Source organism: Bradyrhizobium sp. Pha-3 (assembly GCF_042258325.1).
GTDB lineage: Bacteria > Pseudomonadota > Alphaproteobacteria > Rhizobiales > Xanthobacteraceae > Bradyrhizobium > Bradyrhizobium elkanii.
In genome coordinates this window covers 8,113,610-8,136,406 of record NZ_CP170151.1, presented here as the reverse complement: position 1 = coordinate 8,136,406, position 22,797 = coordinate 8,113,610, and the positions used below count along the sequence as shown (strand labels likewise).

Sequence of the window (22,797 nt, the reverse complement as noted above, 5' to 3'; positions counted from 1 at the left end):
TGTCCGTCGTCAGATGATTTAAGACTGATCAGGCGTTCTGAGAAGAGAGGCTCTAGCTCATCCGGGTTAGAGTTTAAGCAGCCTGCAGTTGATGCTGCAAGCGGCGGTTTGCGATGGTGTCGCGCTTGATGCATTTTCGTTCTGCGAGGATCGCCTCGGCCCTGCCGAAGCAGACATCGGCTGGTGTGAGGTTGTCGATGCTCTCATGATAACGGACGTGATTGTAGTATTCGACGAAGGCCCGTACCCGGCGTTCGAGATCATTGGGCAGGCAGTAATTGTCGAGCGGTATGCGGTTCTTCAGCGTCTGATGCCAGCGTCGATCTTTCCCTGGGTCTGGGGATGGGTACGGAGCGCCGCGCACATGCAGCATGCCATTGTGATCGAGCCACGTGGCCAGATCGTCCGCCACCGTAACTCGAACCATTGTCGCTGAGAAGCCTTGGCCGGTGCGCGACGGCCATGTGGTCAAGACCGGATACAGCGAGTGCTTGGTCGAGGGTGGCGCGCGCTGGTATGCCTCGCGATGGATCGCGTGCCATGCTGGGCGCTCGGATCGCCGAGCAGGCCAGCTGTGCCACACATCTAGTGCATCACACACGCAAGGCCCCAGCAGGCACCGAGGTGACGAGCCGGGGAGCCAAGGCGCTCACCGACGCGGCGCGCGTGGTGCGCGCTGAACCAGATGACCGAGGAGGACGGCGCGAAGGCTGGCGTCGAGAACCATCGGCTGTTCTTTTTAGCAGCCCGGGGCCAGGCTGCCCCGTCGCCGAGGTTGGACGCGGTTCCCGAAGACCTCCCGGCGGCTGTTGGATGTTCAAGCCGATGCGTCGACGGGCCTGGCTGATGATCCCAACGAGACGGGTCAGTGCCGAATATATCCGTATATCTTCCTCTGGACTGGCAGCACGGTGCGCAGTGGGCGCCGGATGACCTTAAGGAGGAAATGTGCTTGCACCGCGTGCTGCCAACCGCGTCTCAACCGTAGACAAACCTCACTCTTAAGGGCGTGACTTACACGGCCATCATTGAGCCGCGAGGTTATGAGGATCAGGTTTTTCTGCGTCCTACCGGAAAAAGGGAATAGCTATCTTCGAAGGTGGTGCGCGTTCAATGACCGCTATCAGTCGCAAACGGCGTGCAGCATTGGTTGTGGTCGTTTCGCTCAACGAAACCACCCGGCAACGCGTCGACCGACTTCTCGCCGAGTGGCAAACGAAGCGCAGGCGGGCGTGGGCGGCTCGCTAGATAGCGAGTTCGCCTATGAGGCCTCCGTAATCCAGCAAGTCTAACCCCTCCTATTCGTGAGAGTGCGGCTTTTTGACCCGATTGATGCGGTCGCACATCTCCTCTGACGCGGCGCAGGATTGCCTTCGGCTTTCGAACTGCCGTGAGCGTCATGCAGAGACCACGCACTGAGGGTTGATCTGGTCGGCTAGGAAGATCTCGCGGAATGGTTTGTCGCGAGGTCACAATGTCCAAGGATAGTCGTAAGGATAGCGATAAGGATAGGCATATACCTATCCTCGAACACGGCGCTGACACGCTGCAGCGTGTCGAGATCATCACCGGGACGGGCCGGCGTCGGCGCTGGTCGACCGATGCAAAGGCGACGATTGTCGCGGAGAGTTTTGCGCCGGGTGCAAGCGTGTCCGCGGTGGCTCGGCGACACGACATCAGTCCAAGCTTGTTGTTCCTGTGGCGTCGCCAGGCCACGCGGTCGCAGGTCGCGGAGCACGGGGACAGAGGCATGCCAGTTGGCTTTGTGCCGGTCGCGATCACCGGCCGTAGCGGCCCGAGTGAGGAGCAGGCGACGATCGAGATCGAGGTCGGCGCGGTTCGCATCCGTGTTAGGGGGACAGTCGACCGGCAGGCACTGTGCGAGGTGCTGGCGGCGGTCGGGACGGTTGGTCGATGATCGGGCTTCGAGCTGGGTTGTCGATCTGGATTGCGACGCAGCCGGTCGATTTCCGCCGCGGCATGGACTCGCTGGCGATGCTGGTGAGCGAGGCCTTTGGAGCCGATCCGTTCGACGGCGGACTTTATGTCTTCCGCTCCAAGCGCCGAGATCGCGTGAAGATCCTGACCTGGGATGGAAGCGGCCTTGTCCTTTACTACAAAAGAATCGAGGGGCAGTTCACCTGGCCGCCGATCAAGGAAGGCGTCATGTCGCTATCTCATGCTCAGCTCTCGGTGCTGCTCGATGGCTCGGACTGGAAGCGTGTGCCGATGCGACCTGTGGATCAGCCGGTACGAGCTGGTTGATCATTATCAAGAGGCGTTCGTCACTCATGCGGAGTTGTTGTAGAATTACTCTGCATGAGTGATTTGCCTTCCGATCCAGCATTGCTCCGACAAACCGTGATGGCGCTATCGTCACGGCTTGCGGCGTTGTCGGAGGAATGCAGCACACTGGCGACCGAGCGTGATGCAGCGATCGCTCACCGCGACGCTGCGATCCAGGAGAACGACAAGCTCCTGATGATCCTGTCCCAGTACAAGCGCATGATCTTCGGTCCGCGCTCCGAGACACTGGATATCGGACAGCTGTCTCTCTTCACCATCAGCGCACAGGCGGCTCGTGCCGCTGCCAACGACGATGTGGCCGGAGGCAGGCTGCCTGACGGAGCGGAGGGCCGTGGAAAGCGACCGGCGCGACGCAACCGCGGGAAGCTTCCGGAGCATTTGCCGCGCATCGATGTCGTGATCGATATCGAGAGCCACAGCTGCCCCTGCTGCGGCGAGCAGCTGCACAAGATCGGGGAGACCGTCAAGGAAGCCTTCGACGTCATTCCGATGCAGTACCGGATCAAGCGCATCGTGCGTCCGCGGTACGGCTGCCGGCGCTGCCGCCAGGGTGTGGTACAGGCACCCGCGTCGGCCCAGGCGATCGACGGTGGAATGGTGACGGAAGCCTTGCTGGCCCACGTCGCGGTGATGAAATACGGCTACCAGCTGCCGCTGTATCGCCAGGAACAGATGTTTGCCGCCCAAGGCATCACGCTCGACCGGCAAACACTGGCCTCGTGGATGGGCCGCGTCGCCTGGTGGCTGAAGCCGCTTCACGCGCTGTTGCACCACGCGGTGATGTCCTATCCGCGGCTGTTTGCCGACGAGACGCCGCTGCCAGTTCTCGATCCCGGCCGTGGCAGAACCAAAATCTGCCAGTTCTGGGCGATCGCCACCGATGACCGCCCATGGGGCGGCCCGGCGCCGCCGGCGGTGGTCTACGTGTTCGCCGAGGATCGCAAGGCGATCCGCGCCAAGCGGCTGTTCGGGGACTATCGCGGCATCCTGCAGGTTGATGGCTATGCCGCCTACAAGGGCTTGATCAAGAGCGGCAGCCGTCTGATGCAGCTGGCGTTCTGCTTCGCGCATGCGCGGCGGAAGTTCTGGGACGTTCACGTCGCGACGAAGTCGCCGATTGCCGCGGAAGCGCTGCAGCGGATCGCGATGTTCTACGCCGTTGAGGATCGCATTCGCGGTTTGCCGGCGACGCAGCGAGCTGCGGTGCGACAATCCGACACCAGACCGCTGATCGAGGACTTCAAGCCCTGGCTCGAAGCGCGACTGCTGGAAGTCTCGAAGAAATCCGGCCTTGGCAAGGCAATCCGCTACACCCTCAACCATTGGGAAGGCCTGACGCGATTCATCGATGATGGGCGCATCGAGATTGACAGCAATACGGTCGAGCGCAGCATCAAGCCGATCGGGTTGGGAAAGAAAAACTATCTGTTCGCCGGTAGTGAAGGCGGGGCCGAGACGTGGGCCATTCTCGCGTCGCTCATCAACACGGCAAAACTTCACGACATCGACCCGCGGCACTATCTTACTGACGTTCTCGAGCGCATCGTCTCCGGACGCACCAAGATCAATCAGCTGAACACGCTGTTGCCGTGGCATTGGAAAGCCGCGCGCGACGGTTCCGAGGCAAAGCTCGCCGCTTGATCAGTTCGACGGCAAGGCGTCGGGAACTTCCTGCGCATCGCTGGCGTCGTCGTAAATCTCTTCGCGGATCACGCGCAGCGTCACCTCGTGCAGATACACTTGTAGCGCACCCTCAAGCTCTGTGAACTCCGGCAGCAGGACTCGATCAACGAAGCCCCGTGACGCACGGACCATCACCGTGTTGCGTCGCTGCCGGCGATAACGAAACGGCCGCAGCCCATATCGGCGGCAAAGTGCCAGAAACAGGTGCCGAGACCACTGGTCGGGAAGTGAGAATTGCTGTTCGATCGGTGGATCGTGGCGAGCAAGTTCCTCGACCCGGGCCCGCACCCGCTGCAGTGCGGCTTCCGCTGCAAGGCGCTCGCCAGCAGTTCCGGCACCCACGAACAACGCCTCGATCTTCCGAAGCTTCTCGCGCAGCTGCGACTCGCTGGTCATTCTGATCCCCGTCGCCCACTCCGAACCGGGATCAACCCATCATCGTGCGCCGGCGGCGTCAATCATCCCGACCGCGCTATCCAGAGCATTCCGCGCAGGTCAAGCCCGGGAACCGGTGATCCTCTCGTGACGCTCACGAACTGCCGGGGGCGAGCTGCTGGCCGGCAAACATCCGCAGCTCGCGAGCGTCCACGTGGTCGTCGGAAATCTCGGCCGCCGCCTGCTTGGATGCGTATCGTAAGAGAAGCTGTTCGCAGATCGATATAGAGAGCGAGCTAGGATCGCCTTGAGAAATAAGGGTGAGCGGTTCGCGGCGAATGACTTCGTTCTGAATGTCTGGGTGCCAGAGCGATAGCCAAGCTGCTTCGGCGCGCAATGACGGAACCACGGTCTCCACGCCATAACGTTTCTGCGAAAAGAAGCTGGAATATCTCCGTGCCCGGGCAATTGTTGCGGATCAAACACACAGCATTGAATGGCGTTGCTTTTGCTTCACATGTGGCACTCCATCCCCTCCGTTACATTCATCACTCGCGAATGACGCTTGTTCAGTTTACCCGTTTAGGGCCCCGATGATAACGTTGCCAAGTGGAAACTTTGGCAATGGAGATCTCACAATGGCAACGAGAATTGACAGGGGCAGAGCGTCCGAGGCGGAACGCGAAAAACTGATTGAAGAAATGCAAGAGCTGATCAGGGCAAAAAATCTCGACGTGGAACTAGTGGTTGGTCGGCCGGTCGCTCCGACCTTGAAGGGCTGCTCGCAGTGCACGGTCTGCCCGTGCATTATCTGCTGGTAGTGCGAGTGGCTGGGGCTGTCGGCTTGCGCACCGTCAACTTCGACATCGCGAATGTAGCAAGCCGACGGTCTCCACGCTTCGGGCATGAATCGAATCGTTGGCTGTAGGTCAAAGCGTCCGCCTTCCAGCTAACCACTGATTCCAAGCCGCCGGTGATCGCATATGCTCAATACATCAGGTTCACAATATCCCGCCGTCAGATGCGAATTCATTCTCAAGGTCGACGGTGCCCGGCCGATCGTTTATTCGCTCGATTACATCAACACTCAAATCTATTACTTGGCGCCAATCGAAGGCTTTGCGCTGTCCTTGCTTGACGGACAACGATCGATCTCCGAGCTTAGCGTCCTATTTAAGAGCCTGCTCCCGAGAACCGATAAGCCGTTGCTTGACGTGTTGCGCTCCGCCGACACGCTTGTCCGTACGTCGCCCTCGCAGACCGGGCTCGGCAAGGATGGATTGTTCGATATTTCTGATGAGCCGATTGCCGATGCGCAGTCTTTCGATCCGCGCGAGTTCATCATCGATCCAGCTCATTTTGCGGCTCGTAAGAACGATCCGAAGACGTCGCTGCGGCTCGATACGCCGATCAATGTCTATACCGTCTTCACACATCGCTGTCTGACCGACTGCGTTTACTGCTACGCGGATCGCTGCAAGATGACGGAAATGCCGATTTCGCGCTGGCGTCAGATCATTCGCGAGATGCGCAGTCTGGGCATCTGGCTGGCGTCACCGGACAATGGCGACACTTTCGCCCGCCGCGACGGCATCGATCTCCTCGAATGCCTGCTCGAGAACGAGATGCACTTTCTGCTGTCGACCAAGGCCTATGTCAGTAAAGACTACATCAAACGCCTGATCGACGCCGGCTTCACGAAGAAGGTGCGCGGCGTAATCCAGCGTCAGGTGCAGTTAAGCATCGATGCCGTCGACGACGACGTGTCGCGACGCGTGCTGTGCATCAAGAGATCGAACGTCGCCCGCAATCAAGAGACGATCGAGAACTTCCTTTCCTTCGGCATCATGCCTAAGATTAAGGCGGTGATCACCGGCCTCAACCACGACCAGCCGGAGAAGATTGTCCACCGGTTCTACGAGCGCGGGGCGCGGGTCTTCCACTTCGTCCGCTATGGGCGGTCGTTTCACCGGCACACGGACCAGCTCTTTGTCGATGAGGTTGCGATTGCTTCACTGCGCGATCAGTTTGATCGCATCCGCAGCCGTTACGATGACGCCGATATCGTCGAGAATCTCACGCAGGCGCCGCCGGACCAGAGCGAACTCGACGCGAATGCGGCGCGCGCCATTTGGGACGGTCGCATCGGTTGCGGCGGCGGGTGGTCGGCGCTCGGTATCTCGCCGAGTGGGAAGGCCTTCTTGTGCGAACAGATGAAAATGGCGGACCCGTTCTTCGTCGGCGATGCCAGCTATCAGTCGATCGAAGAGATCTGGCACGGCGCGCACCTGAAGCGCTTCATCTATCCTGAGCAAATGCAGTTCGCTGGCACGGCATGTGAATCCTGTCCCGAATTCGAAACCTGCATGTGGGAAAAGGGCCGTTGTTACCGCGACGCCTATTTCTCGTACGGAACTGTGTTCCATCCACCGCCGCTCTGCCCGAGTAACTATCGCTCCGGACTGCGTTTGAGCTGAAGGAGGCCAGAATGACCGCCGCCGTCCGGCTTAAGCCGTCCGCCTTCAACGTCAAGTTGCGGCACGAGGGCAGGCACCTTGCTTTCAATAGTATCATTGCCTACTCGCTGGAGATGAGCGAGGCGCAGGCGCGTGTTTTCAACGATGCGCTCGATGAAGTGGCTCAATCCGGGTCGTGCAAGGACGAGGCGCTACTGCGTTGCCTTTATGCGCTCGGCTTCGTGGTACCGGCCGACCATGACGAACTGGCGGTGCAACGGGCGGTTTTCCAGGCAACGAAGGCAAGCACCGAGACCTTGCGGTTCACAATTGCGCCGACCATGGCCTGCAATTTGCACTGCAGCTACTGCTTCCAACAGGACTTTGCACCCTGCAAGACCATGCGGCCGGACATCGAGCGCGGCATTATCGAGTTCGCGCGGCGTAAGTTGGAGGGCTGCAAGACGCTGGTGGTGCAGTGGTTCGGGGGCGAGCCGTTGCTGCGTTACAAACGTATTGTCGCGATGACTGAGGCGTTCCAGCGCGTCTGTGCTGAGCGCGGCGTCAACTATTACGCGGAAATATTGACAAACGGCGTTCTGCTCACGCCTGAGATCATCGCAAACTTGCCCAAGCTGGCGGTCAAGGCGATCCAGATCCCGCTGGACGGTGACGTCGATACCTACGCACGGCGGAAGGGTGTCAGCCGTGAACGAGCCCAGGCGTACCACGACGTCTTGGTCGACCACATGCACGCGCTGGTGGATGCGACGGGCAGCGTGACGATCAGGATTAACGTCGATCGGGAGAACCCCGCCGCCGGCTACGACGTGGTCAGGATGTTCAAACGGAAGGGGTGTGTCGACCCGCGTATCGATTTCCGGCTCGGCTTTCTCAACAACCGCGATGGTATTGTCGACTGTATTCCGCACGATTGCTTATCGGATGTCGAATTCTCCGATACGGAGGCGGAGTTCCGTCGCTTCCTGGTCGAGCAGGGCTACCGCGTCTATGGCGAGCCCGGGCCGCGCAAATTTCCATGCTCTGCACCGTTACGAAACAACTTCACCATAGATCCCACTGGACGCATCGGCAAATGCGTGCCGGTAATTGGTACCGACGAATCCGTGTTCAGCTGCATTTATCCCGACGACATCGCGCGCACCATGCGGGAGACGAGCATATCGAATGCGCCCTATTCGGATTTCGACCCCTATGGGAGTGTCTGCCGCAATTGTGAATTGTTGCCGGTGTGCCTTGGCTCATGCCCGCGCTCGCATGCCCCGGAACATTCTGTGATTTGTCCACTCAAACAAGGATTGGCAAAGACTCTTGCCTTCTATCGCCTGCATGGCTGACGCGCTATGTGCAACGAGGCTCAGCGGACACATGTTCACGACGCCGAACGAGACTGCAATATTCCCCGCGACGACCGGGTGTCTTTGCAATTTGATAGCGCGCAGGTCGCAGCGGTGCTGAACATCTTGGATAAGATTGCGCAAGCAACGCCCGTCGATAACGATGATTGGCAAGACTTGTATGCGGCCGAACCCTATATCCGGTTGAAAGAACGTGAGGTCTCGATCAATCGGCCGTTCACCGACACCGATTTCAAGAGCTTTCTCTTGTCTTCGGATACACAGCGGCAACGGGTGGCATTGAAGCATACGCTGGCGGCCTGGTGTCGACTGCCGCTGTCCGCGATCGGCGTAAGCACATTAGACTATTTGCCGGCTCACGCGCGCATTCGCGCAAGACTATTCCCCGTCATCAAGCCAGCGCCGAACAGTTTCGTGCATGGGGCGAGCGACGACGCGATGGTTTTCCTGTATCTCGATCCCACCCTGCGCATGCCGCAGGTTGAAGCCTTGATCGTGCACGAGCTGCATCACATCGGACTCTACCCGTTCGAATGCGAAAGCAACCAGCGGCAGGATCTGCGGCCGCCGGTCCGTCGCGCCGTCGGGTTCATGCGCGACTTCCGCGAGGGTTACGCTATGTTGGCGGCGGCCGGCGGATCTGACGTGCATCCGCGTCATCTCGACGGCGCGGCCGAACGCGCATTGTGGGACCGCGCCATGAACGATTTCGGTCATGAGCTGAAGGCAATCGAGAGCTTCCTGCTCGATGTGGTCAACGAACGGCTCGCTCCGGCGCAATCCGAACGCATAGCCATGGAATTCCTCGGCCGGCAAGGCCCATGGTACACGGTCGGCTGGCGCATGGCGGCGATGGTCGAACGAAGATTTGGCCGCGACCTGCTGATCGACTGCATGTCCGATCCGCGGCTCTTGCTGCTCTGCTACAATTCAGCTGCGGTAATCGCCGGGCGTGACGAAAGCGCCGAAGAATGGCCGATCTGGTCGATGGAGTTGATGCGCGCGCTGGTGCCGTCACGTCGCGAAACGAGGCCTTGACCGTAGGTTCGCCCAACGCGATCAAATAACGCCGCGCCGCTTGGCCTCGATCACCGCTTCCAGACGATTGCAGGTGCCGAGCTTCTGGTTGACACGGTGAAGATGGTTGCGCAGCGTGCCTAGCGTAATCTGTCGCTCGCGCGCGACCGTCCGCGGGTGCTTGCCGTCGCTAATGTCGCGCAGGATCCGGTGTTCCTGGTCGGTGAGCGGAACGATCGGCGGCCGCCGTTGCTCGGCCTGAGGTAGTTGCACAATCTGCCGTACCAGATCGATGAGCTGCTGGTTTAAGTTCTCCGCGTCCTTCTGCCGCGTGATGTCGCGCGCGAAATGCACCACGAGCAGCTCGTTGTTGACCTCGTCCTGATACGCGAGAATTGAGACATTGATCCAAATGGGTGTTCCGGCCGCTGTCTTCGCCCTGACGTCATAGTTGGGTACGGTCGTGCCCGCTAGGCATTGGCCAATCACACCACATTGCTTGCAGCAGGTGTCCGCGTGGGTGCCGGTGTGAAATGAAATCAGGTCGACGCATGGCATGTTCATCGCTTGGGCGGCGCTGTAGCCGAACAACTGTTCAGCGCTGCGATTCCAGGCGCGGATCATACCCTCGCGGTTGACGGCGAACCCTGCATCGGCAGTGCGGCTCAGAAGCAATGCAACACGATTAGAACTCATCGCTCTTTACCCGAGGCCAGGAAAAGACACCAGGACAACAATAGTGCGAAGTAACTCGCTCTGCAATCAAGGAACGTAGATGCAAAGATGACAAGAAGTTGGGAAATGCCGGTCGGCGCGCACCTATTGTGGCTTCTGAACCGCCACATGGGCTTGACTTCGGCCCGATGGCATCGGGGCGGCATTGCCTTTTGGCCTCCCGATGAGTTTGGGCGTTGACTATCGTGATGCCTCTTCATGGCCCATCTTCGGCCTGGGCTACGTGCCAGGGTACGGCGCATAGGTTGCTGCGCTCTAGCCATTCCGCTTGATCCCGTCAGCAAGACGCAATGTATCGGCATTATCGCACTAAGTGGCGGGTATCTAGCGTCAGATGTTGCGCAGGCCGCCGCGCAGGGCAGGCCGCCCCTGGGCTAGCCGCGGGCGGCGCACCCACAGCGTACGGAGATCGAATGAAGGCGAATGTGGTCTAATGTCAGCTCGGGAGGATCATCTCCTCTCGATCGCAGAGACCCCTTCAGACGTCCCGTTCCATTTGGTTCAGCGAGCGGGCGGCAAGCGTCCGAAGCGCGATCCACATGCCGGCGACCCAGAAAATGCATTGGACACGCGACGGTCGGTCACCCGCGGCACGCGGCGGGCCTATGCTAACCGAAGCTCGCCCTCATCGATGAAGACGAGGCGCTCAGAATCAAAGGTACATGGCTTTCGCGATCTAATATCGCTCCAGCCGCCTCGAAGTTATGTTCGTCGAACTGCTCTTTCCAAGTCTCAACGCGCGTTGCTGAAAAACGCCCTACCAGAATCACGAGCTGATCAGTCTCCTACATGCAACTATCATTATCGCCCTGTTTCAGGTTACGGCGGCGATAGCCGAGTCAAGCGGAGGTCCTCCTCATCGCGCAGCCTGCAAAACAGATGGCGTCTCGCGTCGAGATGCGCGTGCGTTCCGATCTTAGGGTCTCTCTTCGCATCGCAAAAGGCCAGGTCGAGCCTTGGGGCCGTTTTGCGCCGGCGCCCGGGGGCCTCGCCGTGTTCTGGATGCGAGTATAAGTGTCAATCGGCACTGGAATGGGACCCCCCGTATTGCCTCATCTGCGGATGTTACCCTGATGGCGTCATTGCCTATGATGATCCAATGTCGATTGACCGTCAGCGCCACGTGGCTCTCCCAGCTTGCTCGACGAGAGGGGCTGGGGCGGATCGGGCCCTACATAGCCCGAGCCGTCCACAACCCCGGGCAATGGGGCAGCGGTCGTGGCGGCGCCAAACGCCTCCTGAGCGACCAGTGTTCGGCAGCCCTGAGTCTAAGCGCCCTCAGCAGACGCTGGACGATCGAATGTCTCGTCCCGAACTCCTCAGGGTATTTCTCGCTCAGTCGGCTGACAATGGCGAGTGACGTCAGCTGCGACTGCGCAGCGAGCCACCCCCGATCGGTGCAATATGCGGGTTCAGCTTGGACGGCATGCGAACTCTAGTTTTATAGGGCCGACGGATCGCCGGTGTGTGGCACGAGGCTTGCCGCCCTTCGCCGTCTTGCCGAGCGTCTTGGCAAGATTGGCTGCGGTCGCTGGCGCGTTGCAGGCCGCGCGCCTGAGCCAGCCACTGACGTGCCGCCATGGGCCACCTTGCTGCCGCTTTGCCATATCCGCCGCCACGATCGCGGGTGATGACCGATATCATTGGATGAGCAGCCAGCCAGGCTTGTGCGCTCGGGCTCACGGTCCGGCAGCAAGGTGACTACCCGGCGCCTTTCCAGGTTGCAGATAATGCTGGCGTATCGGTGATTGCGCCGCCAAGCCCAGTCATCGATCCCGATGACCTTGAGAGAATCGGCCGACAAACGGCTGCGGCGTCGGACAACGCGCAGAAGCGGATCCTTGCTCACTGGTAGCATCAGCCGTTTTGCGAAACCCGCTGCCGGTCGACCGCCAAGCCCCAGACCAAGGTGATGGACGATAGAGTCCAGCCTTGCCGCGCGTCGCGCCGATGGAGCTATCCCGTCGGCGAAACGCTCAGTGAAGATCTGACGTCCGCACAGGACAGCGTCGCAGCGGAAGTGGCGGACGATCACCAGGAGCTCTACGAGGCGCCCAGACAGCGGCAGATCGGTCACGCGGCGTCGATAGCGGCTATGGACACGTCGCGAAACCGTTCCACGACGGGCACAGGACGACGCCCCCGGAAGCCCGAACCACAGTAGTAAGCACTCTCTACAATAAACCCACGCGTGACCAAACTGGAGCGGTGGAGTGCCTGCTGCATGGCGCTGATTCTCCTCCAACCTGGCGCGCGAGCGCCAGACATCCCCCGAACTGCATCAAAAGTGGGACAGAGCCCTTATTTTATGCCGAAGCACACCTGGCTTTGAGCATGTCTTCCGACGCGCGCCGCTCGGCCGTTCCCGTGGCGTGCGTGACCCGACCGGCCACGGCCAGGCCATTCCGGTTCTCCATGGTGACATGCCCCATGTAGCAGAGCTTCGCCTCCCGCCCGGCAGCCTTCCGATAAAGCCGGCTGTCGGGAGCGGTTCTTCGTAGACGTCGTCGGGTCCCACACCGGATCTTTCGGCGCCAGCCCTACAAACCACCGATACAGCAGTTGTAATCCAGCTGCTCCATCAGTTGTCGTTCCGAGCGAATACAATCGTATGATCGCCATCGCCTCACGCGATCGACGTAGGCGCGGACGGAATTGAGCACGAGGCTCTTGCGTCAGGCTATACGATTCGTTGTCGCTTTCGCGGCCACCGAGATATGAATGCAACGCTCCGGCTGCCCGAGCCACTCGATCGATTGCCTGAGATTGTCGGTTTGTCGAGCCAGCGAACGCTTTCCTTCTTCTCGGTCGGAATGCGGGGCGGGTTTGATCTTCCTCTGGACTGCGCCGTGCCTTTGAATTTTTTCCGTGCTCAGAGCTTCACCGCGGCCGACTAACAGCGGTAGACTCCGACACCGCCCAGGTCGAGGCTCGAATGCATCAGCATTCCGCAAGTCGTGTGATGTATTGGCCGCAGGCTGTAGCCATAGATCCATAGATGTCGAAGCGAGCGAGTCCGACGGTTGGCACGGCCGGCGAACCGACAGTTCACCTTGGCGCAGTCAACGAAGCGGACCGGGGTGCTCACCTCTCGGATGTCTTCGCTACTTTGACGCCCGACATGAGTGACCGGCCTTGGCGCGCGCCAGCGTAGCGGTGATAGGGTGAATCGACTAGTATTTCGATCCTATTGTCACGCAGCCGTACCAGGCGATTTCCATGATGAAAAGTCCGCGTAAAAAGATTCGGTCGTTATTGGTTGTTGTACTTTCGGTTGCGGGCGCGGCAAGTGGAATATGGGGCTGCAGGCGATGGCATGGGACACACGAACCGCCGGAGGCGCGGCTTGCGTTGGATGCGTACTACCCAGAGATGCCGCCCGATGCAAACCATCGATACCTCAATCTTCCGATGGATTATACAGATGAAAGCAGCGGACGCTTTCGCGCGTTCTACGTGCTCAGCACTAACTTTAATCCCAAAGATCCTGTGGTTTTTTTTCTGACGGACGGGCAAATGGAATTGGTAGGCCCGGAGATGGATTTTTCTTTCTTTGATGAGCAGCTTCCTGGCGTGTCATATGTGCTGATCGGCCATCGCGGCCATTGTCCCACGCTTTTTCCTGAGGTCTATCCAGATGGCAAGCTGGATCTGCGCCGCGCAATGAACCTTTATGGCTCCTGGCAGCGCGTCGAGGATATCGAACGCGTAAGGAAGGACATGGTTTCCGCGAAACTGCTTCCGTCAGACGGACGCATTATGATTTTCGGAGCCTCAGGCGCAGGCGTACTTGCGCAGCAGTACCTGCAGCGATATGGAGAACACGTGACCCGGACATTGCTGGCCACCACGGGAGCGCCGGACTTGGCCCGTCAGCACGGATGGACCTACGCCCGAAACTTAGCTGAGATCGACTCGCAAGCCGCAGCCTCCTTGTCGGAGATTGCAAAGCTTGAGAATGGCAGGCGAGCAAACTTAGCTTATATGGTCTTTCAGCTCGCGCGACAAGGACAGTCAGGCTTAGCAACGCTTCGTAAGATTGTCCATGAAGAGCTAACCCACAACTTCTTGCCGTATACTTTGCACGACCTGCACTTGAGCCTGCGGTGGGCACTCACCCGCACCCTGCTAAGCCTGCCTGCCGCTGATGCCGTGAAAGTGCGAATGTACGAGCTACTTGGAAGGGACCTACAGAGTATGTCCTCATATGGTTATGACCTTCCGCTCTACGTGTGGTCTGCGGAAGTCCTGAAAAACTTTCTGCAGGAGCCTGTGTCCTTACCGAATCTGCAGTTGGATCGGAGCCGTTATCAGGGGGAGGTTTTGGTTATCGCAGGAAAGGACGATGTCGTATTCTCTCCTGCAATAGGCAACGCTATCGCGTCAGCCTATTCTAGGAGCAGGCTCCTATTGGTTCGAGGTGGCCACCAATTGGAACTTGATCCCGAGTACCAGCGTGCCGTTCGGAGAGCCTTCTTCCTGCATGGCCTACACGCGGGCGAAACAGTATTGCTCCTGGACACTCCTCCCTCCGGTCCCGCGAGGCGGGACGGAGAACCACAATAGGGAATCGATATGTGCGCCCATTCCAGCGGAACGGAGGTCTTCAGGCATGTGGCGCAGTGACGACTAACACTTCTGATTTTTTGCCCTACTGAACGCACCGCTGTAATTTCTCAGAGTTCCGCGCCGCAGCCGTAGCAATAACTCGCGCTGCCTGTCAGCAGAGATGGCTAAGGCGGTTGACGCAGATCAATGAAGCCCAACCCTAGATCAACTATCATGTGAACGGTCACGTTCCAGCGGAGACGCCGATCTGCTTCTGCAGTACCAGTCGGACGAGTTGATCCAGGAGATGCGGACCCTGATCACCATCCCGATGTTTGTGCATCCAGATGGTCCGGCCAGATCGAGGATTCTGGTCAGAAAGTACAAGGAGGAGTGCGGTGGCGACGAGGCTATCGATTGAGCCAAATCAATTTGTCGCAGTGCGCCGGGACTTCATCTTCACACGAGATGGTGATCGGCCAATTCCACGCTGCCGTACTTGTAGACTGACACGGCGCGTGATCCGAACGGCTCCCATCGTCGCGTACATGCTCGGCCGGGATCGGCAGCGCGTGCTCTCTTATGCCGAGCGCGACAGATGGCGCGCGACGTGGATCGATTGACCCGCGCGAGGCCTGCCAGGGCCATCGATTGCAAAGTTACTTTGGGAAAGCCGAGGCGGCGCGGGATCGCGGGACCGCCCATCTTGCGCATATAAGGCGCTTGCCGTTTCGGCCTTTGACTGCGCTGTGAACGGCTCAGAAATAAACTGGAGTGAATAAGACGGAGCAACGGACCGATATGAGCAAGCCGCATTGGCGTCCCGCGCGCGCGTCTGACCTTGCTGCGATCAGCGCGATCGCCGCGCGCATCCATCCCGCTCTGTTCGAGCGCTCCGAGGTGTTCGCAGAAAAGATGCGGCTTTGTCCAGATGGCTCCCGCGTGCTCGACGCGGACGTAGCGATCGTCGGCTACGGGCTCGCCCATCCCTGGAAGCAGCATCGGATCCCGCCGCTCGACGGCTTGCTCGAACGATTGCCTGACGATGCAGATTGCCTTTACGTGCATGACGTGGCCGTGCTGCCCGACGCCCGCGGTGGTACGGCACGCGCTTATGTCGCGGCGATCGAGAAACTCGCGCGCCTGTCAGGCATTGCGGCTCTCGCGCTGGTCTCGGTTTACGCCACGCGACCGCTATGGGAACGTTTCGGCTTTCGGCCCGTCACGACGGATGCGGAATTGAGCGCAAAGCTCGCGTCCTACGACAAGGGCGCGACCTACATGCTCCGCGATCTCGGTGCGACGTAATGTCCCTCACGCTCGCGGCTCATGCGGCGTTAAGCCACGCGCTCGAACCGGTCTCGGACAGCCTCCGTCGAACAACCGCGTGTACCGTTCCGGTCGCACCTTCGACCTCACCGAAGAAACGAACCTCTCCCTCCCGGCCTGCGTCCGCAATCGCGACCGCGTTCCTCAGCTTGGCCACATCGATTCCGACAAATACTTCCCTATAATCTGCCACGCTCGTCCTCCTGTGATGAGGATCGGCTTGGTCCGTCCGAGCAACCCTCGGACGCGCAGTGTAGGGCGAGCCACCTCCTCGACAGAGGCGGACATAAGGTCTTACCCTTGATCGACGCTGCAGCTATGTATTTAGCGTTGACGCAGTGTTGTCGGTGGATTTGGAGCCGTCGTACACGAGCGCCGACGCCCCTTTATCCGAGTGCACGCAACGAGTATCGGAGCTTTCGCGAACAGTTGAGCCGTAACCGGTATGAGCTCCCACGTCGGCGGTGATTAGCGTGCGCGTGCGTAGCGGATCGGCATCCAGTATTGGCGCATGGCCTCGACGGCTGCGGGAATATCGAGGTGGGCGTTGCGCAGAGAGTCTCGGGTCTCGCGGCCGGTCCGTGGCGGTCCGAGCAGCGGACCGGCCTGATCGTCGCGACAGTGAAGCAGAATAGGCAGCAGCAGGCGGTGATTGACGTTGCCGGCGTCCAGCAATGGCGCCCACGCCGACAGCCTGAGCCGCATCGCGGCGTAGAATCCCTGGCACCATGGTCGCGGATCGACGACGCCGTTGGGTTGACGCCGGTGCATCGGGGCGAACTGGTTAGGCGTGGTGGAAAGGATCTGGCTGATCTCGTTATGACGCAGCGCGACGGCGGAGATCGCAGCGAACTCCGGGGTGCCGCCGCGGTTGAAGGCATCGGCATCGATGGCAAGCAGTGGGCATATCCAATCGAGCGGGCTCATCGACACCGGTCCGGCCACGATCGCGGCGACGTAGCCGTCGAGCATGGGGAGACCGGTGGCGGCAGGATGCTGATCGACGCGAGCCTGGAGCCATTGCTCGAGCTCCGCAAGCGGCATGGCGGCGGCCGCCATCGACGATGAAGCTTTAGGGCGACGTGGGCTCATGCTGCAGCCTGTGCGATGCGCTCACGGGCCGCCTTCCAGTTCCAGACGAGCAGCTCGTGGAGCTGGTGGCTCTTGGTTCGCCCGGAGACAATCCGCTCCAGCACGTCCGTCAGATAGATCTGAGGATCGAGTTCATGGAGTTTTGCCGTGTTCACGATCGACGACAGGATCGCCCAGCTCTCGGCGCCGCCTTCGCTGCCGCTGAACAATGAGTTGCGTCTTCCCATGGCAATCGGGCGCATGGAACGCTCTACCGTGTTCGAATCGACCTCGACGCGGCCGTCGCGAAGAAACAGCGTCAACCCGTCCCAGTGATTGAGTACATAGTTGATCGCCTCCGCCAGCTTCGACTGCGAGAAGAGCTGGCCAACCATTGTGGTCAATCGTGCCTTGAGCGCCTCCATCAACGGAGCGGTCCTGGCGCGACGGACGGCGAGCCGCTGCTCGGCGCTCGAGCCGCGGATCTCGGCTTCGATCGCATAGACCGCCTGCAGGCGTTCGATCACCTCGCGCGCGAACGGCGACTGCGTCGTCTTGAACACCTCGACGAACTTACGTCGGGCATGAGCAAGACAAAAGGCGAGCCGGATCTCACCGCCATGATCGCCGGCGAGCGCCTTGTAGGCGGCATAGCCGTCCACCTGCAGAATGCCGGAAAAGTCCGTCAATTGTCCGGCGATCTGCTCCGTGCCGCGGCCGGCAGCGAACACGTAGGCAACCGCCGGCGGCGAGGGCCCGCCCCATGGTCGGTCATCCATGGCATGCGCCCAGAACTGGCAGATGCGGGTGCGATGTCGTCCGGGGTCGAGCACCGGCATCGGCGTCTCGTCGCAGAACACGCGCGCCGCGCTCTGGATCGTCCTCAGCTGAAGCTCATAGAGGCTTTTGAGCCACCAGGCGGCACGCCTCACCCAGCCGGCGAGCGTCGCGCGGTCGAGCTGGATGCCCTGGCCGGCCAAGATCTGCACCTGCCGGTACAGCGGCAGATACCAGGCGAACTTCGAGACCACCACGTGGCTCACGAGTGCGGTCGAGGCCATGCCGCTCTCGATCAGGCGCGGCAGCACCTTCGCTTGGACCACACCATCGGTGCAGCTGCGGCAGCCATATTTGGGACGGATCGTGCGCAGCACCCGCAGGATCGCCGGGATGATGTCCAGCACCTCGCTGACGTCCTCGCCGATCTTGTGGAGCTGACCCTGGCAGCACGGGCAAGCCGTCGCCTCCGGCTCCAGCACCTGCTCGCAGCGCGGCAGGCGCTTTGGGAGTGCGCCGATGTTGCGGCGCGCCTTCTTCCGCGGCGGCTTGCCAAGCGGCTTCGCCGCTGCCGCATCGTCGTTGGCAGCGGCAGGTGGCGTGGCGTCGGTCTCGAGATCGCCCAGCTCAAGCGCGAGTTGCTCGTCCACGAGCACCGCAAGTCGCTCCGAGCGCTTCCCGAAGATCATCTCCTTGAGCGTCTGCATCGCCACGCGCAGCTTCTCGTTCTCGGCGTCAAGCGCGAGCACCATCTCGGTCAGAGCTGACGGATCGGTCGGGAGAGCGTCGGGGCGAATCGCCATGACCAGACGATACATCCGCGCGCGACACGCTCCAGCGAAATCCTCGCCTCTCAGCCGACAACGGCCGGCTGCTTCACAGGCTTGGGTGAGACGCGCGTCCACTCGAGCCCGTCGACCAGCATCGCGAGCTGCGTCGCACTCAAACGCACCGCGCCGTCGCGGATCGGCGGCCAGGTGAAATGCCCTTCGTGCAACCACTTCGTTACAAGCACCATGCCGCTGCCGTCCCACGCCAGCAGCTTCACTCTGTCGGAACGTTTGGAACGGAAAACGAAGACGGTGCCGTCATAAGGACTCGTGTGTAACGCTTCGCTCACCGGCGCCGACAGCGTGTGCACCGACTTGCGAAAGTCGACCGGCTGGGATGCCAGCATCACCTTGAGGTCGGGCCGCAGCGCTATCATCGATCGCCTCTGAGCACCGACAGCACCGTGCAAAGCGTCGCAGTATCCACTTCTCCCTCGACGCGAATGCGCGCCCCACTCACCTCGATCTCGACCACCCCACAGGCCATGGTCGGCGGCGCGGTCACCTTCAAGGGCCTCGCTTGCGCCGACGCTGCGAGCTGGCCGCTCTCGGCGCCAATCTGGATCGGCACGAAGCTCGGCGCCTTGCCGGCCATTGCCGTAATCTGGCGTCGCCACACCGTGAGCAGCCCGCGGGAAACGCCGTTGCGCCGCGCTACCTCGGAGATGTTCGTGCCTTCCTCAAAACTCTCCGCCACGATCCGGGCCTTCTCCTCGCCCGTCCATCGTCGCCGCCGGCGCTCCCCGGTGATCACCTCGACACGACGATAGGAGTTACCTTCCTGCCTGGCATCAAGCATGGCATTTACCATCGATCCACCTCCTCCGATCAACTCATGCCAGGCTCTATCGCGCGTAAGCCCAGGGTGGGCTAGGTGGGGGCCTCATGCCGGTTACGTTGAGCCGATTCCGCGCGGAAGACTATCGCGGACGCAAAAAAACGGGCGAGTTCGCGGCCTCGATCGGCTTACCTCTCGCTCGGCGTGCGGCGGGCAACGCCTGAGGTCTTTCGTCAGCTCTATGCCGATGGCACGCCGGAGAAGATATGGCTCAGTTTGGATGCGAGCGATTTCGAAAATGCGGAATATGCTGATTTCTTAGTTGGTACAGGAGATATTTCGCCGCAACGACTATGGATACGCTCAGCGCGCCTAACTCAGCAGCGCAGCATGTATGCAGGGTAAGACCAATTCCAATGGTTAAGCAGCCGGACCCAGCTAAAAATGGCTGGGGCAAAGAGCGATCATCGTTGTAGACCAAGGGTACTCCGCTGATGGCCGTGCTGGCATCGTAAATCCTGCTCTTCAAAATCACCTCATGCACAAACCGATCCCGCGGGAGAGGTCGTCTCAGATCGTCTTCGTGGAGTCTTGAGTTGTGCACGCGAACACCTCGGGCGCGATAAGCGGCTCGTCGTTTGCTCCAACAAGGCCCCCGTCGCATCGCTCGAAGAGATGGAGGATCTCGCCCAAATGATCGCGAGGGGTTGGGTAACGAAACGTGTTCGGAGACGCCCTCAAGGGTCTACGTGGTTAACGTCACGATAGGGCCGTGATCCGAGCTGCTATTTTGCATTGGTAATGCCTATTGATAGAAGAGGACGCCATGGCGACTGCGACGCAAACGTCTCGGGGTCCTTGAAACGCAGCGCGGCGAGACCCTTTCCCGGGTGCAGGGCGAGGCAGACGCGGTTGCCGCCGTCATTGGTGCAGGTAACCCGTATCCTCAGCTTTGCAAAGCGGTTCCGTGATGCCGTTCTGGAATATCGACTGGTGCGCCGGCGCTCAAGGCGAAGCAGGACAAGCTCAATCTGCTGGACCGGTGGTAGACGTTTATCACGCGCGCCGGCCAGAGCTTCGCCGACGCCGAGGCGGCGCTGGCTAACGAGCGGATTGCCGAGATTCAGACCGCCTGCCAGGATCTGTTCGCTCGCTTCGTGCGCGGCTGGCCTGATGTGAAGCCGCCCCTGAGCCGGGCTCAAAACAGCGAAAACGTTGATCTAAAGCTCGCGGACTTTTTCGGCCTTCAGGATCTCAGTGCCCGGGGCTCTCCTATCGGAAAGCTATCGCAACGCTGTTGCGGCCGCGATTTTCCTGGCGGCTGCGACCAAGCATAGTGGCGTTCCGCGCTTCACGGTGCTTGATGACGTGACGTCCAGCTTCGACGCTGGTGACCAGTTCGCGCTGATGGATGCTGTTCGGACATTGCTGCGCTATAGCGCCGTGCCGGACGGGCTTCAGTTCATTTTCTTAAGCCATGACACCAGTCTGGAGAAATACTTCAACAAGCTGAATGGCACCGCGGATTGGCATCATCAGAAGTTACAAGGCATGCCGCCGAAGGGGCGGCTCATGGTATCGGCTCAGGAGGCTGATCGCCTCAAGGCACAGGCGTTGCAACACCTGAATGCCGGTCAGATCGATATTGAACTACGACAGCCTTATGCAGCGATTTTTTCCGATCATGCTGGGAGGAGGGGGCCTAGGCCGAGACGTCGAGACACCGCCCGCGGTCGCGGATTACATCAAGTGGTTCATGGGTTGAACAAGCTGCGCAAGCTACAAGCCGGCCTCTGTGGTAATCGCGCCATCATGATTGACAAGCGGCTACGGTTCGACGATGAAGCACAGGCATTCCGGCACAATCTGGTTGCTGAGTTTTGTGCATTGGCGTGCGGTTGCGTTCTCGGTCCACGCCAGAGAAACACATCTTCTGGTCATCGCGACGCCGGTTAATCAGGCCCCGAAGAATCTTGCCCTGCGCGCGGATGTAACCAACCGTTGTAATTGCCCTTTTTGTTTGGTCAGCAACGCCGCGCACGCGCCTCGGAAATCACCATCGTTGATTCTGGCTAACATTGGCGATTTGCACACGGCACTAGTACCAGCGTTGTAGGACCTGGTAAGGAACTGGCCGACTACAGAGAACATGTGCGGCTGAATATCTGAGCAAGGACTCGATGACAAAATCACGGCAGCCATCAATAGGTTGGGCGATCGACTTGACGGGTTCTTTCTTCAGTTTGTCAAAAGGCCAGATTGAGTCGGCTCTCATCGCCACAGCAAGGGCCCGGTAAATCTTCGTAGACTATCAATCCTGGTAGGTGCGTCGCAATTCGCCTTTCACGATAATGCCTTATGCAGACTCATTGCGCGATATCGTCACTCGTAAGGAAGCAGAATCATGCCCAGAAACTTCAGGGGACTTATGTGAACGACAACATCGGAGCGAAGCTGGTATCTCACAGGCCAATGATGCAAACGGCCAGATTACTGCTGCTTCGATCAGCTATAATGGCCATAACTATCCTGCAACCGGCCACTACACTTCAAGAACAGCGCTGGCCCAACCACGGTAGCGGTTCTAACCGGTTTGAATGATGATATTGGCTATGTCGCCTTGTCCTTGACCGCCGAAAACCAGGAATTCAAACGGCTCAAGAGCTTCGGTGGCCTCGTTGATTTCAATGTCGAAACCATCGGCATCGGTGGCGCCTTCATTCGCCAATAGCGCAATGACTGGGTGTGATCTTAGGATTCGCGCTGCGTTTGGGCTGTGGGGGGCTACTGCCGCGGAACGGATGATCTCGGCTAAACCCTATAGGCGCCGCTCTCTTTCGTCTTTGTCGAAATCGGCCGCGAACGTAGAATCGCCAGGTTCGCGGGCATCGTCGCAGCCGATTTTTCAACGAGCTTATTATTTGGTGATGAGCGAAACCTCAGACGGCTGGACGCGCGAGCAGGATGAGATCTTCTGGCATTTGGTAAGGAAGCAAACTCCAGAGGAAGTCATCGCGGCGGAACTGAACAAAAACTGTCAGGATCTCAGACGTCGCGGTTACGCGCTGGGTCTGCCAACGAAATGGTTTAGATCCGCTAAGAGAACGACTGCCCCCCCGGTGCCAGAGAGCGGGGACGGTCGCCAGTCCCGTATAGCGGAGAGATTTCCCAAAGCCGACCGCCCCGTTGAACCGATCCAGTTTTCGCGGCCCAATGATGCAATGACCGTTGGGTCTCGCGTGATAGTGGCGTACTCGACAGGTTCAAAGTTAAAATGGCGGCGCGGCCTCATCGTCGGTCTTGGTACGACCAGGACAAGGGTGCGCGTCCTCTTGGACGGAAACATGCGCCCGATGACACTCCACGTTTGCCTTTTGGAGGTGGAGGAGGCGCAACGTTCATAGCCAGCGCCGCGCAGCCAGATGATGTCGGTACCCGGATAGTAACGCCGCCCGCGCTTAAAATATATGTGGACGGCGCTGTCTCTATCCGCAGGAGGGATGACAAAATCC

General features: G+C 59.9%; 19 protein-coding genes and 5 pseudogenes. 10 read left to right on the top strand and 14 right to left on the bottom strand.

Going from position 1 to position 22,797, the window contains the following annotated elements:
• Positions 1 to 73 precede the first annotated feature (73 nt).
• Positions 74 to 506, bottom strand: a pseudogene (locus ACE10X_RS38900) (integrase core domain-containing protein); the annotation flags it as partial.
• Positions 507 to 1,546: 1,040 nt separating this feature from the next.
• Between ACE10X_RS38900 and ACE10X_RS38895 the strand changes: the two are divergent.
• From ACE10X_RS38895 to ACE10X_RS38880, 4 genes and pseudogenes are all read left to right on the top strand, one after another.
• Positions 1,547 to 1,708 (top strand): annotated as a pseudogene (locus ACE10X_RS38895) (transposase); the annotation flags it as partial.
• A gap of 42 nt (positions 1,709 to 1,750) precedes the next feature.
• The gene (locus tag ACE10X_RS38890) at positions 1,751 to 1,918 is read left to right on the top strand and encodes a hypothetical protein (RefSeq protein ID WP_244436053.1); all 168 of its coding nucleotides are present in this window, start codon (positions 1,751 to 1,753) and stop codon (positions 1,916 to 1,918) included.
• Positions 1,915 to 2,265 carry an IS66 family insertion sequence element accessory protein TnpB gene (gene tnpB, locus ACE10X_RS38885; protein WP_026191835.1) on the top strand — a complete coding sequence of 117 codons (351 nt, stop codon included), beginning with the start codon at positions 1,915 to 1,917 and terminating at the stop codon, positions 2,263 to 2,265. Before ACE10X_RS38890 ends, tnpB (ACE10X_RS38885) begins: the two co-directional genes overlap by 4 nt.
• 99 nt (positions 2,266 to 2,364) lie before the next feature.
• Positions 2,365 to 3,948, top strand: coding sequence for an IS66 family transposase (locus ACE10X_RS38880; protein WP_018268856.1), 1,584 nt, complete (start codon positions 2,365 to 2,367; stop codon positions 3,946 to 3,948).
• Here ACE10X_RS38880 and ACE10X_RS38875 read toward each other — a convergent pair whose 3' ends face one another.
• Both ACE10X_RS38875 and ACE10X_RS38870 read right to left on the bottom strand, forming a co-directional pair.
• Positions 3,949 to 4,386 (bottom strand): hypothetical protein, encoded by a 438-nt coding sequence (locus tag ACE10X_RS38875; RefSeq protein ID WP_018268855.1) that lies wholly within the window; start codon positions 4,384 to 4,386, stop codon positions 3,949 to 3,951.
• 133 nt (positions 4,387 to 4,519) lie between these two features.
• Positions 4,520 to 4,783 (bottom strand): hypothetical protein, encoded by a 264-nt coding sequence (locus tag ACE10X_RS38870; protein ID WP_016841998.1) that lies wholly within the window; start codon positions 4,781 to 4,783, stop codon positions 4,520 to 4,522.
• Positions 4,784 to 5,348: 565 nt separating this feature from the next.
• On the opposite strand from ACE10X_RS38870, the gene ACE10X_RS38865 reads away from it, so the two are divergent.
• From ACE10X_RS38865 to ACE10X_RS38855, 3 genes are read left to right on the top strand one after another with little or no spacing between them, the layout of a single operon-like run.
• Complete coding sequence (locus ACE10X_RS38865) at positions 5,349 to 6,842, top strand: radical SAM/SPASM domain-containing protein (RefSeq protein ID WP_016841999.1); 1,494 nt, start codon at positions 5,349 to 5,351, stop codon at positions 6,840 to 6,842.
• Positions 6,843 to 6,853: 11 nt separating this feature from the next.
• Entirely contained in the window at positions 6,854 to 8,179 is a 1,326-nt protein-coding gene (locus ACE10X_RS38860; protein WP_018268853.1) for a radical SAM/SPASM domain-containing protein, read from the top strand.
• 6 nt (positions 8,180 to 8,185) lie between these two features.
• A complete protein-coding gene (locus ACE10X_RS38855) occupies positions 8,186 to 9,238 on the top strand; it encodes a DUF5700 domain-containing putative Zn-dependent protease (RefSeq protein WP_125459342.1) in 1,053 nt (350 codons plus the stop codon).
• A 21-nt stretch (positions 9,239 to 9,259) separates the two neighbouring features.
• On the opposite strand, the gene ACE10X_RS38850 is transcribed toward ACE10X_RS38855, so the two are convergent.
• The 3 genes and pseudogenes from ACE10X_RS38850 to ACE10X_RS38840 form a co-directional block, all read right to left on the bottom strand.
• Complete coding sequence (locus ACE10X_RS38850) at positions 9,260 to 9,913, bottom strand: PAS domain S-box protein (protein WP_244620937.1); 654 nt, start codon at positions 9,911 to 9,913, stop codon at positions 9,260 to 9,262.
• Between the two features lie 1,626 nt (positions 9,914 to 11,539).
• Positions 11,540 to 12,111 (bottom strand): annotated as a pseudogene (locus ACE10X_RS38845) (transposase family protein); the annotation flags it as partial.
• Between the two features lie 171 nt (positions 12,112 to 12,282).
• Positions 12,283 to 12,555: pseudogene (locus ACE10X_RS38840) on the bottom strand (transposase); the annotation flags it as partial.
• 616 nt (positions 12,556 to 13,171) lie between these two features.
• On the opposite strand from ACE10X_RS38840, the gene ACE10X_RS38835 reads away from it, so the two are divergent.
• Together ACE10X_RS38835 and ACE10X_RS38830 are read left to right on the top strand one after the other, a co-directional pair.
• On the top strand, positions 13,172 to 14,518 hold the full coding sequence (locus ACE10X_RS38835; RefSeq protein WP_244436049.1) for a hypothetical protein: 1,347 nt from the start codon (positions 13,172 to 13,174) through the stop codon (positions 14,516 to 14,518).
• A 783-nt stretch (positions 14,519 to 15,301) separates the two neighbouring features.
• Complete coding sequence (locus ACE10X_RS38830) at positions 15,302 to 15,808, top strand: GNAT family N-acetyltransferase (RefSeq protein WP_018268848.1); 507 nt, start codon at positions 15,302 to 15,304, stop codon at positions 15,806 to 15,808.
• Positions 15,809 to 15,872: 64 nt separating this feature from the next.
• Here the strand turns inward: ACE10X_RS38830 and ACE10X_RS38825 are convergent.
• From ACE10X_RS38825 to ACE10X_RS38800, 6 genes and pseudogenes are all read right to left on the bottom strand, one after another.
• Positions 15,873 to 16,022 (bottom strand): annotated as a pseudogene (locus ACE10X_RS38825) (IS110 family transposase); the annotation flags it as partial.
• Positions 16,023 to 16,297: 275 nt separating this feature from the next.
• On the bottom strand, positions 16,298 to 16,888 hold the full coding sequence (locus ACE10X_RS38820; RefSeq protein WP_018268847.1) for a UPF0149 family protein: 591 nt from the start codon (positions 16,886 to 16,888) through the stop codon (positions 16,298 to 16,300).
• A 29-nt stretch (positions 16,889 to 16,917) separates the two neighbouring features.
• Complete coding sequence (locus ACE10X_RS38815; protein WP_209910342.1) at positions 16,918 to 18,480, bottom strand: IS66 family transposase; 1,563 nt, start codon at positions 18,478 to 18,480, stop codon at positions 16,918 to 16,920.
• A 50-nt stretch (positions 18,481 to 18,530) separates the two neighbouring features.
• Positions 18,531 to 18,884, bottom strand: a complete 354-nt coding sequence (gene tnpB / locus ACE10X_RS38810; protein ID WP_038388371.1) for an IS66 family insertion sequence element accessory protein TnpB — start codon at positions 18,882 to 18,884, stop codon at positions 18,531 to 18,533.
• Complete coding sequence (locus tag ACE10X_RS38805; protein ID WP_038388370.1) at positions 18,881 to 19,318, bottom strand: transposase; 438 nt, start codon at positions 19,316 to 19,318, stop codon at positions 18,881 to 18,883. The genes tnpB (ACE10X_RS38810) and ACE10X_RS38805 overlap by 4 nt, the downstream gene beginning before the upstream one ends.
• Before the next feature lie 752 nt (positions 19,319 to 20,070).
• On the bottom strand, positions 20,071 to 20,487 hold the full coding sequence (locus ACE10X_RS38800) for a hypothetical protein (RefSeq protein ID WP_244436048.1): 417 nt from the start codon (positions 20,485 to 20,487) through the stop codon (positions 20,071 to 20,073).
• Between the two features lie 55 nt (positions 20,488 to 20,542).
• On the opposite strand from ACE10X_RS38800, the gene ACE10X_RS38795 reads away from it, so the two are divergent.
• On the top strand, positions 20,543 to 21,241 hold the full coding sequence (locus ACE10X_RS38795; protein WP_018268842.1) for a hypothetical protein: 699 nt from the start codon (positions 20,543 to 20,545) through the stop codon (positions 21,239 to 21,241).
• Here the strand turns inward: ACE10X_RS38795 and ACE10X_RS38790 are convergent, their stop codons facing one another.
• Both ACE10X_RS38790 and ACE10X_RS38785 read right to left on the bottom strand, forming a co-directional pair.
• Positions 21,242 to 21,364 carry a hypothetical protein gene (locus ACE10X_RS38790; protein WP_375049250.1) on the bottom strand — a complete coding sequence of 41 codons (123 nt, stop codon included), beginning with the start codon at positions 21,362 to 21,364 and terminating at the stop codon, positions 21,242 to 21,244.
• Positions 21,365 to 21,869: 505 nt separating this feature from the next.
• On the bottom strand, positions 21,870 to 22,013 hold the full coding sequence (locus ACE10X_RS38785; RefSeq protein WP_155258664.1) for a hypothetical protein: 144 nt from the start codon (positions 22,011 to 22,013) through the stop codon (positions 21,870 to 21,872).
• Positions 22,014 to 22,797 lie beyond the last annotated feature (784 nt).

Bases quoted from the DNA above. Each gene is read 5' to 3' on its own strand.
- ACE10X_RS38890 (WP_244436053.1), top strand. From the start codon at position 1,751: ATGCCAGTTGGCTTTGTGCCGGTCGCGATCACCGGCCGTAGCGGCCCG.
- tnpB (WP_026191835.1), top strand. From the start codon at position 1,915: ATGATCGGGCTTCGAGCTGGGTTGTCGATCTGGATTGCGACGCAGCCG.
- ACE10X_RS38880 (WP_018268856.1), top strand. From the start codon at position 2,365: ATGGCGCTATCGTCACGGCTTGCGGCGTTGTCGGAGGAATGCAGCACA.
- ACE10X_RS38875 (WP_018268855.1), bottom strand. From the start codon at position 4,386: ATGACCAGCGAGTCGCAGCTGCGCGAGAAGCTTCGGAAGATCGAGGCG.
- ACE10X_RS38865 (WP_016841999.1), top strand. From the start codon at position 5,349: ATGCTCAATACATCAGGTTCACAATATCCCGCCGTCAGATGCGAATTC.
- ACE10X_RS38860 (WP_018268853.1), top strand. From the start codon at position 6,854: ATGACCGCCGCCGTCCGGCTTAAGCCGTCCGCCTTCAACGTCAAGTTG.
- ACE10X_RS38855 (WP_125459342.1), top strand. From the start codon at position 8,186: ATGTGCAACGAGGCTCAGCGGACACATGTTCACGACGCCGAACGAGAC.
- ACE10X_RS38850 (WP_244620937.1), bottom strand. From the start codon at position 9,913: ATGAGTTCTAATCGTGTTGCATTGCTTCTGAGCCGCACTGCCGATGCA.
- ACE10X_RS38835 (WP_244436049.1), top strand. From the start codon at position 13,172: ATGATGAAAAGTCCGCGTAAAAAGATTCGGTCGTTATTGGTTGTTGTA.
- ACE10X_RS38830 (WP_018268848.1), top strand. From the start codon at position 15,302: ATGAGCAAGCCGCATTGGCGTCCCGCGCGCGCGTCTGACCTTGCTGCG.
- ACE10X_RS38820 (WP_018268847.1), bottom strand. From the start codon at position 16,888: ATGGCGGCCGCCGCCATGCCGCTTGCGGAGCTCGAGCAATGGCTCCAG.
- ACE10X_RS38815 (WP_209910342.1), bottom strand. From the start codon at position 18,480: ATGGCGATTCGCCCCGACGCTCTCCCGACCGATCCGTCAGCTCTGACC.
- tnpB (WP_038388371.1), bottom strand. From the start codon at position 18,884: ATGATAGCGCTGCGGCCCGACCTCAAGGTGATGCTGGCATCCCAGCCG.
- ACE10X_RS38805 (WP_038388370.1), bottom strand. From the start codon at position 19,318: ATGGTAAATGCCATGCTTGATGCCAGGCAGGAAGGTAACTCCTATCGT.
- ACE10X_RS38790 (WP_375049250.1), bottom strand. From the start codon at position 21,364: ATGTTAGCCAGAATCAACGATGGTGATTTCCGAGGCGCGTGCGCGGCG.